General features: G+C 60.4%; 20 protein-coding genes. 11 read left to right on the top strand and 9 right to left on the bottom strand.

The genetic code is table 11. The annotated features are described in order from the left end of the window. Position 1 precedes the first annotated feature (1 nt). Together IV89_RS05250 and IV89_RS05245 are read right to left on the bottom strand one after the other, a co-directional pair. The gene (locus tag IV89_RS05250) at positions 2-220 is read right to left on the bottom strand and encodes a DUF1150 family protein (protein WP_009825186.1); all 219 of its coding nucleotides are present in this window, start codon (positions 218-220) and stop codon (positions 2-4) included. 1 nt (position 221) lies between these two features. Continuing rightward, positions 222-638, bottom strand: a complete 417-nt coding sequence (locus IV89_RS05245; RefSeq protein WP_005849527.1) for an Hsp20 family protein — start codon at positions 636-638, stop codon at positions 222-224. 161 nt (positions 639-799) lie between these two features. On the opposite strand from IV89_RS05245, the gene IV89_RS05240 reads away from it, so the two are divergent. From IV89_RS05240 to IV89_RS05230, 3 genes are all read left to right on the top strand, one after another. After that, positions 800-1,024 (top strand): DUF465 domain-containing protein, encoded by a 225-nt coding sequence (locus IV89_RS05240; protein ID WP_005849528.1) that lies wholly within the window; start codon positions 800-802, stop codon positions 1,022-1,024. Between the two features lie 82 nt (positions 1,025-1,106). Next, positions 1,107-1,595 carry a 5-(carboxyamino)imidazole ribonucleotide mutase gene (purE, locus tag IV89_RS05235; RefSeq protein ID WP_180828016.1) on the top strand — a complete coding sequence of 163 codons (489 nt, stop codon included), beginning with the start codon at positions 1,107-1,109 and terminating at the stop codon, positions 1,593-1,595. Continuing rightward, positions 1,588-2,661, top strand: coding sequence for a 5-(carboxyamino)imidazole ribonucleotide synthase (locus tag IV89_RS05230; RefSeq protein WP_037944750.1), 1,074 nt, complete (start codon positions 1,588-1,590; stop codon positions 2,659-2,661). Before purE ends, IV89_RS05230 begins: the two co-directional genes overlap by 8 nt. Before the next feature lie 18 nt (positions 2,662-2,679). Here IV89_RS05230 and IV89_RS05225 read toward each other — a convergent pair whose 3' ends face one another. Next, positions 2,680-3,822 (bottom strand): alpha-D-ribose 1-methylphosphonate 5-triphosphate diphosphatase, encoded by a 1,143-nt coding sequence (locus IV89_RS05225; protein ID WP_037944751.1) that lies wholly within the window; start codon positions 3,820-3,822, stop codon positions 2,680-2,682. Continuing rightward, positions 3,809-4,618, bottom strand: a complete 810-nt coding sequence (locus tag IV89_RS05220) for an alpha/beta fold hydrolase (RefSeq protein ID WP_037944752.1) — start codon at positions 4,616-4,618, stop codon at positions 3,809-3,811. Before IV89_RS05220 ends, IV89_RS05225 begins: the two co-directional genes overlap by 14 nt. Before the next feature lie 49 nt (positions 4,619-4,667). Here IV89_RS05220 and IV89_RS05215 point away from each other — a divergent pair, with 49 nt between their 5' ends. After that, positions 4,668-5,144 (top strand): NUDIX hydrolase, encoded by a 477-nt coding sequence (locus IV89_RS05215; RefSeq protein ID WP_081858799.1) that lies wholly within the window; start codon positions 4,668-4,670, stop codon positions 5,142-5,144. On the opposite strand, the gene IV89_RS05210 is transcribed toward IV89_RS05215, so the two are convergent. The 4 genes from IV89_RS05210 to IV89_RS05195 form a co-directional block, all read right to left on the bottom strand. Next, positions 5,110-5,958, bottom strand: coding sequence for a DMT family transporter (locus IV89_RS05210; protein ID WP_037944754.1), 849 nt, complete (start codon positions 5,956-5,958; stop codon positions 5,110-5,112). The genes IV89_RS05215 and IV89_RS05210 overlap by 35 nt on opposite strands. 110 nt (positions 5,959-6,068) lie before the next feature. After that, positions 6,069-7,718 carry a chaperonin GroEL gene (gene groL, locus IV89_RS05205; RefSeq protein ID WP_005849541.1) on the bottom strand — a complete coding sequence of 550 codons (1,650 nt, stop codon included), beginning with the start codon at positions 7,716-7,718 and terminating at the stop codon, positions 6,069-6,071. A gap of 73 nt (positions 7,719-7,791) precedes the next feature. Next, positions 7,792-8,079, bottom strand: coding sequence for a co-chaperone GroES (locus IV89_RS05200; protein ID WP_005849542.1), 288 nt, complete (start codon positions 8,077-8,079; stop codon positions 7,792-7,794). A 178-nt stretch (positions 8,080-8,257) separates the two neighbouring features. Next, positions 8,258-8,938, bottom strand: coding sequence for a DUF2161 family putative PD-(D/E)XK-type phosphodiesterase (locus tag IV89_RS05195; protein WP_037944755.1), 681 nt, complete (start codon positions 8,936-8,938; stop codon positions 8,258-8,260). Between the two features lie 132 nt (positions 8,939-9,070). On the opposite strand from IV89_RS05195, the gene IV89_RS05190 reads away from it, so the two are divergent. Further along, a complete protein-coding gene (locus IV89_RS05190) occupies positions 9,071-9,991 on the top strand; it encodes a manganese-dependent inorganic pyrophosphatase (RefSeq protein ID WP_037944756.1) in 921 nt (306 codons plus the stop codon). 104 nt (positions 9,992-10,095) lie between these two features. Here the strand turns inward: IV89_RS05190 and IV89_RS05185 are convergent, their stop codons facing one another. After that, the gene (locus IV89_RS05185) at positions 10,096-10,662 is read right to left on the bottom strand and encodes a carboxymuconolactone decarboxylase family protein (protein WP_005849548.1); all 567 of its coding nucleotides are present in this window, start codon (positions 10,660-10,662) and stop codon (positions 10,096-10,098) included. Between the two features lie 99 nt (positions 10,663-10,761). On the opposite strand from IV89_RS05185, the gene IV89_RS05180 reads away from it, so the two are divergent. The 6 genes from IV89_RS05180 to IV89_RS05155 all read left to right on the top strand — a co-directional run bounded on the left by IV89_RS05180 (position 10,762) and on the right by IV89_RS05155 (position 15,381). Further along, on the top strand, positions 10,762-11,334 hold the full coding sequence (locus tag IV89_RS05180; protein ID WP_037944757.1) for a TetR/AcrR family transcriptional regulator: 573 nt from the start codon (positions 10,762-10,764) through the stop codon (positions 11,332-11,334). A gap of 98 nt (positions 11,335-11,432) precedes the next feature. After that, positions 11,433-12,305 carry a TIGR01459 family HAD-type hydrolase gene (locus tag IV89_RS05175; protein ID WP_037944759.1) on the top strand — a complete coding sequence of 291 codons (873 nt, stop codon included), beginning with the start codon at positions 11,433-11,435 and terminating at the stop codon, positions 12,303-12,305. A 90-nt stretch (positions 12,306-12,395) separates the two neighbouring features. Next, positions 12,396-12,839: a MaoC family dehydratase gene (locus tag IV89_RS05170; RefSeq protein ID WP_005849555.1), complete on the top strand. Its 444-nt coding sequence runs from the start codon at positions 12,396-12,398 to the stop codon at positions 12,837-12,839. A gap of 105 nt (positions 12,840-12,944) precedes the next feature. Further along, the gene (locus IV89_RS05165) at positions 12,945-13,877 is read left to right on the top strand and encodes a bifunctional riboflavin kinase/FAD synthetase (protein ID WP_037944760.1); all 933 of its coding nucleotides are present in this window, start codon (positions 12,945-12,947) and stop codon (positions 13,875-13,877) included. Further along, entirely contained in the window at positions 13,874-14,344 is a 471-nt protein-coding gene (locus tag IV89_RS05160) for a YcgN family cysteine cluster protein (RefSeq protein WP_037944761.1), read from the top strand. The genes IV89_RS05165 and IV89_RS05160 overlap by 4 nt, the downstream gene beginning before the upstream one ends. Then, complete coding sequence (locus IV89_RS05155) at positions 14,344-15,381, top strand: beta-eliminating lyase-related protein (protein ID WP_037944763.1); 1,038 nt, start codon at positions 14,344-14,346, stop codon at positions 15,379-15,381. The genes IV89_RS05160 and IV89_RS05155 overlap by 1 nt, the downstream gene beginning before the upstream one ends.

The following is a 15,381-nucleotide window of genomic DNA, read 5'->3' as shown; positions in this document are numbered from 1 at the left end:
CTTAATGCACCATCACAGGCGCATAGTCATGATCGCGCGCGAGGCTAAAGGCGAGCTTGCGGTCACCGACCAGCGCCAGCTGCTGCCCTTCGGCGTCATGCACGGCGTATAGCTGTTTTAGCCCTTCCGCCTGCTCGCGCACTTCGAGGGGAAGGTCGGACACGGCAATCATCTTGACGTAGACGGTACGGTCCTGAACATGCGTTTCTTCGTTATGCATTTTATTCCCCTTTTCTGATCTTGATGGTCTGAACGACCTTTTCGGGCTTCGCGCGGGTGAGATCGACGTGTAGCAGGCCGTTTTCAATCAGCGCTTCGCCAACGTCTACACCGTCGGCCAGTACGAAGGATCGTTGGAACTGGCGTGCGGCGATCCCGCGGTGCAAAAAGATTCGGTCTTCTTGCGTGTCGACCTGACGGCCACGGATCACAAGCTGTCTATCCTCAACGGTTATAGAGAGATCTTGTTCCGCAAAACCTGCAACCGCAAGCGTAATGCGGTAGCTATAGTCCGACGTTTGTTCAATGTTGAACGGTGGATAGCCTTCGTTTCCGGCCTTCGCCGTACGTTCCATCACCCGTTCCAACTGCTCGAAACCCAGCATATGCGGGTAGGAAGCCAGCGTTAATTTCGTCATAAGACACGTCCTTTAAGATAAGCGACAGTCAGTCATCCGGCCCCGTATTCGGCGACCTGCATCAAATATGGGGGCCATGGGGGCAGGACGCAAGGGCTATGCCTTTGAATTGCAACCGCCTATATTCGCAGGCCTAGATATAGCAAGAATCAGCCAAACCTATGAATCCTCCCTCCGACCTGTCGATGAAGAATGACGATGTCCTGCGTGTCGAGCTTGAGGTGTTTCGCCGCGAGCATCGCGATCTGGACGATGCCATTCAGGCGCTGGTCGACAAGGGGACGGGCGATCAACTGACGCTGCAGCGGCTGAAAAAACGCAAGCTGCGCCTGAAAGACCTGATTGCCCAGATCGAAGACCGGCTTACCCCCGATATTACCGCCTGACAGCGCCCGCCAGCGGATTGCCACGCGGGCGATCATGGCTATAGTGCGCGCTTCTTATACGCTCTAGCAAAGGCCCTTTTTCATGGAAAATCCACCTGTCGGCATCATCATGGGCTCGCAGTCCGATTGGGCCACGATGCGCGAGGCAGCGACGCTGCTGGATGAACTTGGTATCGCTTACGAGGCCAAGATCGTATCGGCACACCGCACCCCCGACCGGTTGTGGAGCTATGGGAAAACCGCCGCCGACCGTGGCCTGCAGGTGATCATCGCCGGTGCGGGCGGTGCTGCGCATTTGCCCGGCATGATGGCGTCCAAGACCCGCGTGCCGGTGATCGGCGTGCCGGTGCAGACCAAGGCGCTGTCGGGTGTGGATTCGCTTTATTCTATCGTGCAGATGCCCCGGGGCTTTCCGGTCGCGACGATGGCGATCGGTGCGGCAGGTGCTGCGAATGCCGCATTGATGGCGGCGGGCATTCTGGCCCTCCAAGACCCTGCCCTTGCCGCCCGTCTTGACGCTTGGCGCGATGCGCTTAGCGCCTCCATCCCAGAGGAGCCTTCGGATGACTGAAGCATTGAAGACAGGGGCCACCATCGGGATTTTGGGCGGCGGGCAATTGGGGCGCATGCTGGCCGTTGCCGCCGCACGTCTGGGGTTTCGCACGCATGTCTTTGAACCCGGTGCCAACCCGCCTGCAGGTGATGTCGCCCATGCGCTGACCACCGCTGGCTATGATGACGTCGACGCGCTGACCGCCTTTGCCAAATCGGTTGATATTGTCACCTTCGAGTTTGAAAACATCCCGACAGATGCGCTGGATGTGATCGAAAACATCACCCCCATCCGTCCCAACCGCGAGGCGCTGCGCACCAGTCAGGACCGTCTGGTGGAGAAACAGTTCCTCGAAGGTTTGGGCCTGACTGTCGCCCCCTTTGCCGATATCGCCAATGCCGCCGATCTGGAGGCTGCCATGACAACCATTGGCGCGCCGTCGATCCTGAAAACCCGTCGCTTCGGCTATGACGGCAAGGGCCAGTCGCGTCTGCGCAGTGCGGATGATGCGGCGGGGGCCTTGGCGGATATGGCTGGCAATCCTGCGGTCCTGGAAGGCTTTGTGAACTTCACCGCCGAAGTGTCCGTGATCGCCGCGCGCAGCCCCTCGGGCGAGGTTGCCTGTTTCGATCCCGGTGAGAATGTGCACCGCGATGGCATCCTGCACACCACCACCGTCCCTGCCCGGCTAAGCGCCGCACAGCGCATGGATGCGGTCCTGCTGGCCGCCAAGATCCTGAATGCGCTGGATTATGTCGGCGTACTGGGGGTCGAGCTTTTCGTCACGCCGCAAGGTTTCATCGTGAACGAGATCGCGCCACGGGTGCATAACTCGGGTCATTGGACGCAGAACGGCTGTGCGGTGGACCAGTTCGAACAGCACATCCGTGCCGTGGCGGGATGGCCCTTGGGCGACGGCAGCCGCTATGCAGATGTGGTGATGGAGAACTTGATCGGCGACGATATGGACCGCGTGCCCGAGCTGGCGAAACAGCGCGACACAGCGCTGCATCTGTACGGCAAGGCCGAAGTCAAACCGGGCCGTAAGATGGGCCATGTGAACATCGTCAAACGGCCCAGCTAGGGCACTATCCGCGCGGGCCTAGCGAAGGAACCGCGCGGCAATCTCACCGGACATATAGCTGACGCGCCCGCCCGACATCGTCAGGGCCACACGGCGCGTCTGCGCATCGAGCACCAGTAGATCAGCCCGCTTTCCGGTGGCGATCACACCCCGATCCGACAGCCCCAGCACCGTCGCGGGCCCTGCCGATACCAAGTGCCACGCCTGCGCCAAGGGCAATACGCCACGATCCGCCAGCATGAAGGCCGCGCGTCGTGGCGACGGGTAATGGTAGTCAGAGGCAAGCGCCCCGCCGATCCCCATCGAAATCAGGTCAAGCGCGGAAACATTGCCGTTGTGCGACCCGCCGCGCACCACATTGGGCGACCCCAGCACCACATGATCCCCCGCCGCCGCTGCGGCTTCGGCTGCCTCCTGCGTCTCGGGAAACTCGGCGACGCGCACGCCACGCTTGCGCCATAGGGCGCGCCCTTCGGCGGTGGTATCATCATGGCTGCCCATCTGGATGCCCCGCGCCGCCAGCACCTTGCACAGCCAGTCCAGCGCGCCGGGGACATCGGCGCTTTGGACGTGCAGGTCTTGCATCATCCGCAGATGGTCGTCCGGGTTGCGCCCTGCCTTCAGCGCTTGCCCTACCATGCGTTTGGGCACCTGCCCTTTCGCCAGCCGGTCGTGCGGCAGATGGTCGTTGAACACGACATAGGACAGCCCCCAGTCCTGCATGCGCTGCGGCAGATCGGCGTAGAGGTCCAGCAGATGCGTCTCGAGCCGGAGCTGTCCGCGCAAGTCCGTAACCAACGTATCCGACACCTGCTGGATCGCGCCAAAGACCTGTTCGGCAAATTCATAGCCGCGCAAGCCGCCTTCCCAGCTGATGAACTGCGCCAGCACGGCGGTGGTGATGCCATTGGCGGCCAGCTCTGCCTCGGCGGCGACCAGACCCTCTTGCATGGTTTTCATCGCACCGCGACGGGGGGCGAGGTGCCGTTCGAACCCGTCCCCATGCACATCGACGATCCCCGGCACGATCATGTAACCGTCAAGATCAACGCGCGTGGTTTGCGCCACATCGGTAATCAGCCCCTGCGCAACCGCCAGCGGGCGGGGCTCAAGTACATCCGCGCCCAGGACGTGCGCCCCCGTAAATTCAACGTTCAGCATCGTTAGCCTTTTGTCCCGGCAAGCAGGCCCCATCGGGGCAGCCGATTGAATCCAGCACCGCGTCCACGAACCCCAGCGACCGGTCGAATTTCCCTGTGTCCAGATAGGTCATCGTCTGCGCAATCACCGTCGGGTTCAACATCATGAACGTATGCGTCACCGGCAGCATCAGAAAATCGCGCATCCCGTCGACCCGCGCGGATTGGACGGACACTTTGCCATCATCGCGCCCCGGCAGCAGCGACGAGAAATAGGGGTTCAGCGATTGCGTGCCCGCGATCACGCCCAGATCAAAGGTAACCGGAGGCAACCGCAGCGGAAGGGAGTTTTCACCCGTCCCCATCTGCGCCCCTGCGGGACCATTCATCCAATCAAAGGCGGCAAGATCACCCAGCGTGTCCACGACCTCGCTGCCGTGATTGGGCGGGGCCAGCATGACGACGCGGCCGATACGCGCATCGCCCGTTTCGGCAACCCATTGCCGCAGAAGGATACCGCCCATGGAATGGGTCACAAAATCCACCTTTTGCGTCCCGCATGCCGCGACTGCGTCGGGCAAGGTGCGGCGGGTCAGCTCTTCGACGGGGGCGGTGGTTGACGGGTAACCGGGGCGCACCACGGTGTAGCCCTCGGTCTCGAGCGCGGCCTCCATCACGGCAAAGGAGGTCTCTGTTCGGGCGAGCCCGTGCAACAGCACCACGCAGCGCCCGTTTCCGGCTGTGGAAAGCGACGCTTGCGCCTGTGCCATGCCCGACAGCACGCCAAGCGAGAAAATGATTGTGACCAGTGTTTTCATAGCTAGGGTCAAATAGACTGAAAACGCCGCATGTGAAATGCTTTGACGCATGCGCCGCGAGATTGAGGGTAAGATGGCGGAAAATAGCCCGCGTTTGGCGGTTCGTGCCGTGTTGGTCCATGAAGGCCGCTTGCTGCTGGTCAACGCCTATCCCGATGGCAAAAGCGACCTGATGTGCGCGCCCGGTGGCGGGGTAGAACGCGGCAGCGCCCTGCCCGACAATCTGATCCGCGAGGTGTTTGAGGAAACCGGCCTGCAGATCGCCGTGGGGGTACCCTGTCTGGTAAATGAATTCCACGACCCCGAGGGGGATTTCCATCAGGTGGATATCTACTTTCGCTGCACGGTGACCGGCTCTGCCGATGTGGACCCCGCGTGGCAGGACGCCGAAAGGATCGTGACCGACCGCCGCTGGGTCACCCCCGACGAGATGCGCGGTCTGCGGGTCAAGCCGGACAGTCTGGCGCAGGTCGCCTTTGGCAACGGCCCGATCAGCTACGACCCGCTGGAGCCGATCGTGCGCTGACCGCCAGCCCGATTCCGCCAAGCACCAGCGCAGTGGCAATGATCACCTTTGCGCCCAAAGGCTCTGCCAGCAAAAGCGCACCGGCAAGGATCGCGATGACCGGCACCGACAGTTGCACCACCGCCGCCGTCGCCTGCGCCAGCCTTGGCAGTACCGCATACCACAGCGCGTATCCGAGGCCCGAGGTGACGGCCCCGCAGACCACGCCAAGAGCAATGCCCGTGGGGGTGTAGAATGTCGGCTGCACCAGAAGCAGGATAGCGACCAAGGGCGTGCAGATCACAAAGTTCCCCGCGCTGCCTGCCAGCGGGTCAGACGCACCGCGGCCAATGATCGTATAGGCGGCCCAGCCGAGCCCTGCGGCGATCATCAATACGGCGCCCAATGGGTCAACCGCCACGCCTTGCGACGGCCAGAGCACCAGCACCAATCCTGCAAAGGCCACCCCCGCCCCTAACAGCTTGCGCGGTGTCGGTGTCACGCCGAACAGCGCACCATGGGCGAACATGGCGATCTGGACCACACCGAACAGGATCAGCGCGCCCAACCCTGCGTCCAGAGTGAGATAGGCGAGCGAGAAACCGATGATATAGATGGCCAGCGTGACCGCCCCCAGCCCCTGTTGACGTCGCAGCAAGGGCACCCGCCCGCCGCGCAGCACGACCAGCAGCGCCAAGAGCACCGCCCCTGACAACACCCGCACCACGGCAAATCCGGTGGGATCAATATGCCCGCCCGCAATGGCAAAGCGGGTCAGGACAGAGTTGGCCGCGAAGGCGACCATCACAAGGGCAGTGAGCAAGAAAATACGCATGGCGACTGCTTAGGCTACCAACGCGCGACGTACCACGAAAAAGGGGCGCATCTGGTGATGCGCCCCTTCATTCTGTCAGCACAAGGGCGTGATCGCCCCCGCGGCGTGATTTACATCATGCCGCCCATGCCGCCCATGCCGCCCATGTCGGGCATGCCGCCGGCTGCGCCGCCGTCTTTCGACGGTTTGTCGGCAACCATGGCTTCGGTTGTGATCAGCAGACCAGCAACGGATGCCGCGTCTTGCAGCGCTGTACGCACAACTTTGGCAGGGTCGATGACACCGAATTTGAACATGTCGCCATATTCTTCGGTCTGAGCGTTGAAGCCGAACTTCAGGTCGTCGCTTTCGCGGATTTTGCCGGCCACTACGGAACCGTCAACACCAGCGTTTTCAGCGATCTGACGCAGAGGCGCTTCGAGCGCTTTGCGGACGATGCCGATACCAACGTTCTGGTCTGCGTTGTCGCCTGTCAGCCCTTCGAGCTTTTTGCCCGCTTGAACCAGTGCAACACCACCACCAACAACGATACCTTCTTGAACAGCGGCACGTGTCGCGTTCAGGGCATCATCAACGCGGTCTTTGCGCTCTTTCACTTCAACTTCGGACATGCCGCCAACGCGGATCACGGCAACACCGCCTGCCAGTTTGGCAACGCGTTCTTGCAGCTTTTCTTTGTCGTAGTCGGATGTGGTTTCTTCGATCTGGTTACGGATCTGAGCCACACGTGCTTCGATCTCTGCCTTCTCGCCAGCGCCGTCAACGATTGTTGTTTCGTCTTTGGTGATGGTGACTTTCTTGGCCGAACCCAGCATGTCCATTGTAACGGACTCGAGTTTCATGCCCAGATCTTCGGAGATCACTTGACCGCCTGTCAGGATCGCAAGGTCTTGCAGCATGGCTTTGCGGCGATCGCCGAAACCAGGTGCTTTGACCGCTGCGATTTTCAGGCCGCCGCGCAGTTTGTTGACAACCAGAGTTGCCAGCGCTTCGCCTTCAACATCTTCGGAGATGATCAGCAGTGGTTTTTGCGACTGGATCACTTGCTCAAGCAGGGGAACCATTGGCTGCAGCGAGGACAGTTTTTTCTCGTGCAGCAGGATGATCGCGTCTTCCAGCTCGACAGTCATCTTGTCGGAGTTGGTGACGAAGTAAGGGGACAGGTAACCGCGGTCGAACTGCATGCCTTCAACAACATCGGTCTCTGTTTCCAGACCTTTGTTCTCTTCGACGGTGATCACACCTTCGTTGCCGACTTTCTGCATCGCGTCCGCGATCTGACGGCCGATTTCTTTCTCGCCGTTTGCAGAGATGGTGCCGACTTGGGCAACTTCGTCGCTGTCGTTGACAGGGCGCGCTGCTGCTTTGATCGCTTCGACGACAGTGGTGGTCGCCATGTCGATGCCGCGCTTCAGGTCCATCGGGTTCATGCCAGCGGCAACCGATTTCATGCCTTCTTTAACGATGGCTTGAGCCAGAACGGTTGCGGTTGTTGTACCGTCACCCGCTTCGTCGTTGGTCCGGGAAGCAACTTCCTTGACCATCTGTGCGCCCATGTTTTCGAACTTGTCTTCCAGTTCGATTTCTTTCGCTACGGATACACCGTCTTTGGTGATGCGAGGCGCGCCAAAGGATTTGTCCAGCACAACGTTACGGCCTTTGGGGCCCAGTGTGACTTTGACGGCATCGGCAAGGATGTTCACACCCTTAAGCATCTTGTTACGGGCGTCGGTCCCGAATTTTACGTCCTTAGCAGACATAGTGTCTCTCCTAAAATCTTGGGTTGATGTCAGCGTATCTTGGGTGAGGCGCTAGGCCCCGGTCTGCCTGAGCTCAGGACAGGATCCCCATGATGTCGCTTTCTTTCATCATCAGCAGTTCTTCGCCGTCCAGGGTGACTTCTGTGCCGGACCATTTGCCGAACAGAACCTTGTCGCCGGCTTTTACAGCCATTGCGATCAGCTCACCGCTGTCCTTGCGCGCGCCTTCGCCACAAGAAACAACTTCACCCTCGGAGGGTTTTTCTTTTGCGGAATCAGGGATGATCAAGCCACCCTTGGTTTTTTCTTCGCTTTCGGTGCGGCGCACCAGCACACGGTCATGCAGCGGTTTAAATGCCATCTTTCAGCTCCTTAAGGCTCAAAGTTATTCTCCCAAGCCGCCCCTCCGGTCGAGGGGTGCAGCCATTAGCACTCAGCCCTGCCGAGTGCTAACGAGGGATAGCTAAGGATGTGCACGGCCCTAGTCAACCACGGTAATTTGAAAAATTTTAGCCAACTTGCACCGTGGCCCGAGCAGGCTAGTCCGACCCAAGCACCCGCCCCGCGGCGGAAACGGCTTCGGCACCTGTCGGGGTCAGGCCGTATATGCCTGTCTCGATCTTTTCAAACCATCCGTAGTGATTGTCGCGCATCATGGCGGTTGCCCGCTGAACCTGGGTTTCGCGCGCGACATGGGCACCTTTGCTCGCCCCTGCCTCGAACAGATACATCGCGAGCTTCAGCGCATCCTGCCGATAGGCGGTGACCAGCCCTGCCCGCGTCTGCCCGCCGTCATTCGGGTCGCCCTGACGCCGTGCGAATTCGCGCAGCAGCCGCGCCTGCCGCTTGGCGCTTTTGCGCGGCGCATAGGGGCCCGGGTCGCAATGCACCTCGACCAGACCATCCTTCAGCCGCACGGTGATCAACCCCAACCCCAAACGCCGCGCCAGTGCCGTGTTATCCTTGACCGCCTTGGCAAAACGTTTGCCCGGCTGACGGGCGACCGCCAGGTAGACATCATCGCTGACCGACAGACGCGCGATACATTGATGAAACAGCGCGAGGCTAAAGCCCAGCTTCAGCTCTACCACCACCGGCGGCTCTGCCCCGCGAACGGCCACGACATCGGCAGCCCCCACCTCTGACTTCACGACATAGCCCTGATCCTCGAGAAAGGATTTGATCGGCGGGTAAAGGTCGGTTTCGCGCGGGTTTGTCATGGGTGCAGTGCTACCAGCTTTGCCCCGTTGCTGAGAACCCCAAAGCCGCGGCTATCAGGCAGGTGGTGACAACTGCGCCAACCAACCATATAAGGCGCGCAAATCAACACTCTCCCACTGCAGGACATTCCTATGACAACGCTTGTTTTTGGCCATAAATCCCCCGACACAGACAGCACCGGCAGCCCGATCATCTGGGCATGGTACCTGAATGAAATCAAAGGCGTCGACGCCGCCCCCGCCCTGCTGGGCGAGCCCAACACCGAAGCGCGGTTCATGCTGGACCACTGGAAGCTGGACAAGCCGCAGATCATCGACGACGTGCAGGCCGACCAGCCCGTTGTGATCGTTGACACCAACAACCCTGCCGAGCTGCCCGCCAGCATCAATGACGCGGACATCACCGCCATCATCGACCACCACCGTCTGGTGGGCGGGCTTGAAACCAAAGGCCCCGTCAACATCGTGATGGAGACGCTCGCCTGCACCGCGACGATCATGTACAAGATGATCGGTGATGACATGGCGCAGATGCCCACCAATATCAAAGGCGCGATGCTGACCTGTATCCTGTCCGACACGCTGGAATTCCGCAGCCCGACCACAACGCAAGAAGACACCGCCATCGCCCACGCGCTGGCCAAGGATCTGGGTGTCGACATCGCTGAATATGCGGCCCAGATGTTTGCGGCGAAATCCGACGTCTCGTCCTTCTCCGAAGCAGAGCTGCTGCGCATGGATTCGAAAGAATACGAAGTCGACGGCAAGAAATTCCGCGTCTCCGTTCTGGAAACCACATCGCCCGCAGCCGTGCTGAACCGTAAAGACGCGCTGATGGCCGCAATGCCCGGCGTTGCCACAGAAGACGGGGCCGATCAGGTGTTGCTCTTCGTTGTCGACATCCTGAACGAAGAAGCCACCATGCTGATCCCCAACGACTTTACCAAGTCTGTGGCAGAGAAAAGCTTTGGCGCGACCGTCACCGGTGACAGCGTTGTCCTGCCCGGTGTGATGAGCCGTAAAAAGCAGATCATCCCGAACATCAAAGTCTAAACGGACCTATCTGGCTCCCTGCTTGGCGGGGGCACAAACGCAAAAGCCCCCCTGAGATCAGGGGGGCTTTTGTCATTTCAGCGCCGCGCCGAAGCGCGAGGGGCTTATACCTTCAAAGGGGTATCGCCGCGTTCCCATGCCAGCGGCTTGAATACGTCGTCGACGGGCGTCTGCGCGACGTGGTTCACGTAGTTGGAGATGGTTTTCTGCGCCATCCCAAGGATCACATCCAGCACCGCACGGTGGCCATAGCCCGCGTCGAAGAACGCTTTCATCTGATCGTCAGACACGTTGCCACGCTGGCGGAACATCTGGACGGTAAAGGTGCGCAGCGCTTCCAGCTTGGGTGTCGGCAGCGCGGTTTCGTTGCGTAGCGCGTCGGAGATTTCGTCCGATACCTTCATCATCTTGGCGATACCTGTGTGCGCGGGGACGCAGTAGTGGCATTCGTTCTCGACGTTGATCGCCTGCCAGACCACAGTTAGCTCTTCCGCATCAAAATCGGTTTCGGTGAACAGCTTGTGCAGCACCTGATAGCCTTCGTAAGCCTGTGGGCTTTCGGCCAGAACCTTGTGCAAACCGGGCAGACGGCCAAAGGCCTTTTGCGACTGCTCAAGCAGCGGCTTGGAGGCTTCGGGTGCGGTATCAAGATCGTGGGATGGGAAGGACATGGAAAAGCTCCTGTAAATGTTTCGCTAAAGTACATTTAGGGTTTATTGAGCGATCACTCAAGTATATAATTGAGCAATCATTCAAGAAAAGGTGATCCCATGCCCCGCAAACCCAGCTATGACCGTGAAGATCTGATCGAACGCGCCCGCGATCTGTTCTGGCAACGCGGTTGGGCGGGTACGTCGCTGAAGGACCTGGAGGCGAGCCTCAAGATGAAGCCGGGCAGCTTTTATGCAGCTTTCGGGTCAAAGGATGCGCTGTTCGAACTGGCGCTGGATCGCTACGCCGCTGACGGGTCAGAGCGGATGAAGACGCTTGCCCGTAACGAAGGCCCCCTGCCCGCGCTACAAAAATTTCCCCGCATGGTGATTTCGAATGACACCGCACCGGCCAAAGCCTGCATGCTCTCGAAAACCCTGCTTGAACTGCAAGCCCACCGTCATCCGCTGGCGCAAAAGGCAAACGCCCATCTGCTGAAGATGGAGCAGATGTTCGCAGAGCTGTTTTCCCAAGCCCAAGCCGCGGGTGACATCAGCACCGATCACGATCCGCGCAGTCTGGCGCGGCGCTACCAGTCCGATGTGCTGGGGCTGCGCGTCTCTGCGGAACGTGAGGGGGTGGATGCCGCCGCCATCGCGGGCGAAATCGCGGACGGGTTGGCGCGGCTCTGACACGCATCACGGCGCGGGCCTGTTGCGCTGCCCAGTTGCCCCGCGGGGGGATGTGTGCTTTCTGCGGTGCAAAGCTCTTGCAGATTGGAAAGCGGCCCATGACCCAGATTATCAATAACCTTTTCGAAATCTCTGACCGCTATGACGCCTTGTTCGTCGACCTTTGGGGCTGCGTCCACGACGGGGTCAAGGCGCTGCCGGATGCGGTCACCGCGCTGCAAGCCTATCGCAACGGCGGCGGCAAGGTGGTGCTGGTCACAAACTCCCCCCGCCCCCGCGACGGCGTGATCAAACAACTGGCGCATTTCGGCGTACCGGATGATGCGTGGGACGACATTGCCACCTCGGGCGATTCTGCGCGCACGGCGATGTATCGCGGCATGGTGGGCACGCAGGTCTGGCACCTCGGCCCGCCCATGGACAAACACTTCTTCGATCCCAGCGACGTGCTTGATGATCCCGTCGATATCCAGCGCGTTGATCTGGAAGACGCCGAAGGCATCGTCTGCACCGGCCCTTTCGATCCGTCCGAGGCCCCCTCAGTGCTGCGCCCGCAACTGCTTTATGCCAAGCAAAAGGGGCTCAAGCTGCTTTGCGCGAACCCTGATATAGTGGTGGACCGTGGCGATGTGCGCGAATGGTGCGCCGGTGCTGTCGCGGCGCTTTATACCGAGATGGGCGGGGAAAGCCTGTATTTCGGCAAGCCGCACCCGCCGATTTATGACCTGGCCCGCCGCAAGCTCTACGCATTGGACAAGGATATCACCGACAATGGCATTCTCGCCATCGGCGACGGCATCCATACTGATGTCAAAGGGGCCATGGGCGAGGATATCGATTCGCTTTTCATCTCTGGCGGTCTGGCCGCGCGGGAAACCGAAACGCAGACCCAGCCCGAACCCGAGGCGCTAATCCGTTATCTGGAAAAGGAAACATCCGCTCCGACCTACACAATTGGGCACCTACGCTGACCTACTTTTTCCTTGCGTTTCTGCGCCTGCAAAGCAATTAAGTTTCACACCGAATAAAACTGGCGTCACTTTATTACTGAAAGGGCTGGCATGTTGGATAATCTGCCCCGTGGAACGATCTGTATTGAAGATATCGAAATCGGCATGACGCGCTATCTGCGCAAGGTCATCACCGACGAAGACATCGAGATGTTCGCGCAAGTGTCCACTGATCGCAATCCGGTACATCTGGACGACGCCTATGCGCAGGACACCATCTTTGAAGGGCGGATCGCCCACGGCATGCTGACTGCGGGCCTGATCTCTGCCGTGATCGGAGAGCAGTTGCCGGGGCATGGCACCGTCTACATGGCGCAGTCTCTCAAGTTTCTGGCCCCCGTGCGCCCCGGCGATCTGGTCTATGCCGAGGTGAAGGTCACCAATATCGAATTCGACAAGCGCCGTGTGAAACTGGATTGCCACTGTGCGATTGACGGCAAAAAGGTCCTGATTGGCGAAGCAACCGTTCTGGCCCCGTCGCGCAAGTTCGACTGACGATAGCCCTCCCGCCAGCGCCCGTCCCGGGACGCTGCGGTTTTTCGGCACCGTGACCCGCCCCGCTGCTTGTCAGCACCGGCAGAGGGGGCTACCACCAAGCGCATGGAAATCATTCGCGACTATCAATTTGTATCCGCTTCCGATCAGGGGGCAACCGCCGCTATTGGCAATTTCGACGGGGTGCATCTGGGGCATCGGTCGGTCATCGATATGGCCCGTGCCGCCCTGCCCGACGCGCCCTTGGGCGTGGTCACATTCGAGCCACACCCCCGCGAATATTTCGCCCCCGACGCCCCGCCCTTCCGTCTGATGGGCGCAGAGGCGCGCGCGCACCAGTTGCAAAAGATCGGCGTCGACAAGCTGTATGAGCTGGGGTTCGATGCCGCCCTTTCCGGCCTCAGCCCCCGCGCCTTTGCGCAGGAGGTGATCGTTGATGGGCTGGGCCTGCGCCATGTGGTCGTGGGTGCGGACTTCCGCTTTGGCAAGGCGCGCGCGGGCACCGCTGAACAGCTGCAGGCCTTCGGTGCCGAGATGGGGTTCGGCGTGACCATCGCGCCGCTGATGGCGAAGGGGCCTGATACCGTGTCCTCGACCGCGATCCGCAACGCGCTGACAGAGGCACGCCCCCGCGACGCCGCCGCGATGCTGGGCCATTGGCACCGCGTTGAAGGCCCGATCCTGCACGGTGAAAAGCGCGGGCGCGAACTGGGCTACCCGACGGCGAATATGTCGATCGACGGGCTGCACCCTCCAGCCTTTGGTGTCTATGCGGTGCTTGTCGATGTGCTTGAAGGGCCGCAGGCAGGGCGCTACCACGGCGTTGCCAGCCTTGGCGTGCGCCCGATGTTCGGCGAGAACAAGGCCAACCTCGAGACATTCATCTTCGACTTCAAAGGCGATCTCTACGGCAAGCATGTCTCTGTCGCGCTGGTCGACCACCTGCGCGGCGAGGAAAAATTTGACAGTCTTGACGCCCTGATCACCCAGATGGACGCCGACAGCGCACAGGCCCGCAGCATTCTGGCCGCGCTATGACCGATCCGATTGCCGCCAAAGGTCTTGCCAAACGGTTCTGGGAAAAGAAGCCGCTGACCAAGATGTCGCAAGACGAATGGGAAGCGCTGTGTGACGGTTGCGGAAAATGCTGCCTGAACAAGCTTGAAGACGAAGACACCGAAGAAGTCGCCCTGACCCGCGTGGCCTGCCGCCTGCTGGATGATGCGACCTGCCGGTGCAGCCACTACGAGAACCGGCACCAATTCGTGCCCGACTGCATCGTTCTGAAGCCCGACAATCTGGATACCCACGCCTATTGGATGCCACTGACCTGCGCCTATCGGCTGCTGTGGCAGGGCAAGCCGCTGTATGACTGGCACCCGCTGATCAGCGGTGACCCTGATAGCGTGCACCGCGCGGGAATCTCGGTGCAGCATAACACCGTCTCGGAATTCGACACCCCGTTCGAGGAATGGGAAGACCACATCATCGAGGAGCCAACCTGATGTTTTTTGCCTCTGACAACGCGGGCCCTGTTCACCCCCAGATCATGAACCGTCTGGCACAGGCAAACACCGGACACGCGATGCCCTATGGCAATGATCCCATCATGGAAGAAGTCCGCGACGCGATCCGCACCGCGTTCGAGGCACCAGAGGCCGCGGTCTATCTGGTCGCAACCGGCACCGCGGCCAATGCGCTCGCGCTGGCGTGCTACACCCAGCCATGGCAGACGATCTTTTGCTCCGTCACCTCGCATATCCACGAAGACGAATGTAATGCGCCCGAGTTCTATGCCGGTGCCGCCAAGCTGACTGTGGTTGAAACCGACGACAAGATGACACCCGAGGCGCTGACAAAGGCGATCGAGAAACACCCCGAGGGCAATGTACATGGCGCGCAGCGCGGGCCGGTGTCGATCACGCAGGTGACCGAACGGGGCTCGGTTCATTCGCTGGAAGAGTTGAACGCCCTCACCGCTGTTGCCAAAAGCTATGACCTGCCGGTGCATCTGGACGGGGCGCGCTTTGCCAATGCGCTGGTTGCCCTGGGCTGCACCCCGGCAGAGATGACGTGGAAAGCGGGTGTCGATGTCGTCAGCTTTGGCGGCACCAAGAACGGTTGCATGGGTGTCGAGGCGGTGATCTTCTTCGACCCCTCCAAGGCTTGGGAGTTCGAGTTGCGGCGCAAACGCGGGGCGCATCTGTTTTCCAAGCACCGGTTCCTGTCTGCGCAGATGGCGGGCTATATGCAGGATGATTTGTGGAAGACGACCGCCGCCTTGGCCAATGACAACGCGCGCCATCTGGCCGAGGGTTTGCGCGCCGCAGGGGCAACGCTGCTGCATAAACCCGACGCCAATATGATCTTTGCCAAATGGCCCCGCCGCATCCACCAGAAGCTGCATGATGCGGGGGCGAAATACTATGTCATGGATGGCCCGTTAGAGGGCGACGACCCGAATGAGCCTTTATCGGCGCGGCTGGTCTGTGACTGGTCAATCGGCGCAGAGGCGATCGACCAGTTCCTATCGTATTTCTGA

The organism is Sulfitobacter sp. CB2047, assembly GCF_000735125.2.
Taxonomy (GTDB): domain Bacteria; phylum Pseudomonadota; class Alphaproteobacteria; order Rhodobacterales; family Rhodobacteraceae; genus Sulfitobacter; species Sulfitobacter pontiacus.
This window is presented reverse-complemented; position numbering and strand designations above follow the sequence as displayed.

What these genes read in the sequence shown, in the direction of transcription:
- IV89_RS05250 (WP_009825186.1), bottom strand. Translation starts at nt 220, where the DNA reads ATGCATAACGAAGAAACGCATGTTCAGGACCGTACCGTCTACGTCAAG.
- IV89_RS05245 (WP_005849527.1), bottom strand. Translation starts at nt 638, where the DNA reads ATGACGAAATTAACGCTGGCTTCCTACCCGCATATGCTGGGTTTCGAG.
- IV89_RS05240 (WP_005849528.1), top strand. Translation starts at nt 800, where the DNA reads ATGAATCCTCCCTCCGACCTGTCGATGAAGAATGACGATGTCCTGCGT.
- purE (WP_180828016.1), top strand. Translation starts at nt 1,107, where the DNA reads ATGGAAAATCCACCTGTCGGCATCATCATGGGCTCGCAGTCCGATTGG.
- IV89_RS05230 (WP_037944750.1), top strand. Translation starts at nt 1,588, where the DNA reads ATGACTGAAGCATTGAAGACAGGGGCCACCATCGGGATTTTGGGCGGC.
- IV89_RS05225 (WP_037944751.1), bottom strand. Translation starts at nt 3,822, where the DNA reads ATGCTGAACGTTGAATTTACGGGGGCGCACGTCCTGGGCGCGGATGTA.
- IV89_RS05220 (WP_037944752.1), bottom strand. Translation starts at nt 4,618, where the DNA reads ATGAAAACACTGGTCACAATCATTTTCTCGCTTGGCGTGCTGTCGGGC.
- IV89_RS05215 (WP_081858799.1), top strand. Translation starts at nt 4,668, where the DNA reads ATGCGCCGCGAGATTGAGGGTAAGATGGCGGAAAATAGCCCGCGTTTG.
- IV89_RS05210 (WP_037944754.1), bottom strand. Translation starts at nt 5,958, where the DNA reads ATGCGTATTTTCTTGCTCACTGCCCTTGTGATGGTCGCCTTCGCGGCC.
- groL (WP_005849541.1), bottom strand. Translation starts at nt 7,718, where the DNA reads ATGTCTGCTAAGGACGTAAAATTCGGGACCGACGCCCGTAACAAGATG.
- IV89_RS05200 (WP_005849542.1), bottom strand. Translation starts at nt 8,079, where the DNA reads ATGGCATTTAAACCGCTGCATGACCGTGTGCTGGTGCGCCGCACCGAA.
- IV89_RS05195 (WP_037944755.1), bottom strand. Translation starts at nt 8,938, where the DNA reads ATGACAAACCCGCGCGAAACCGACCTTTACCCGCCGATCAAATCCTTT.
- IV89_RS05190 (WP_037944756.1), top strand. Translation starts at nt 9,071, where the DNA reads ATGACAACGCTTGTTTTTGGCCATAAATCCCCCGACACAGACAGCACC.
- IV89_RS05185 (WP_005849548.1), bottom strand. Translation starts at nt 10,662, where the DNA reads ATGTCCTTCCCATCCCACGATCTTGATACCGCACCCGAAGCCTCCAAG.
- IV89_RS05180 (WP_037944757.1), top strand. Translation starts at nt 10,762, where the DNA reads ATGCCCCGCAAACCCAGCTATGACCGTGAAGATCTGATCGAACGCGCC.
- IV89_RS05175 (WP_037944759.1), top strand. Translation starts at nt 11,433, where the DNA reads ATGACCCAGATTATCAATAACCTTTTCGAAATCTCTGACCGCTATGAC.
- IV89_RS05170 (WP_005849555.1), top strand. Translation starts at nt 12,396, where the DNA reads ATGTTGGATAATCTGCCCCGTGGAACGATCTGTATTGAAGATATCGAA.
- IV89_RS05165 (WP_037944760.1), top strand. Translation starts at nt 12,945, where the DNA reads ATGGAAATCATTCGCGACTATCAATTTGTATCCGCTTCCGATCAGGGG.
- IV89_RS05160 (WP_037944761.1), top strand. Translation starts at nt 13,874, where the DNA reads ATGACCGATCCGATTGCCGCCAAAGGTCTTGCCAAACGGTTCTGGGAA.
- IV89_RS05155 (WP_037944763.1), top strand. Translation starts at nt 14,344, where the DNA reads ATGTTTTTTGCCTCTGACAACGCGGGCCCTGTTCACCCCCAGATCATG.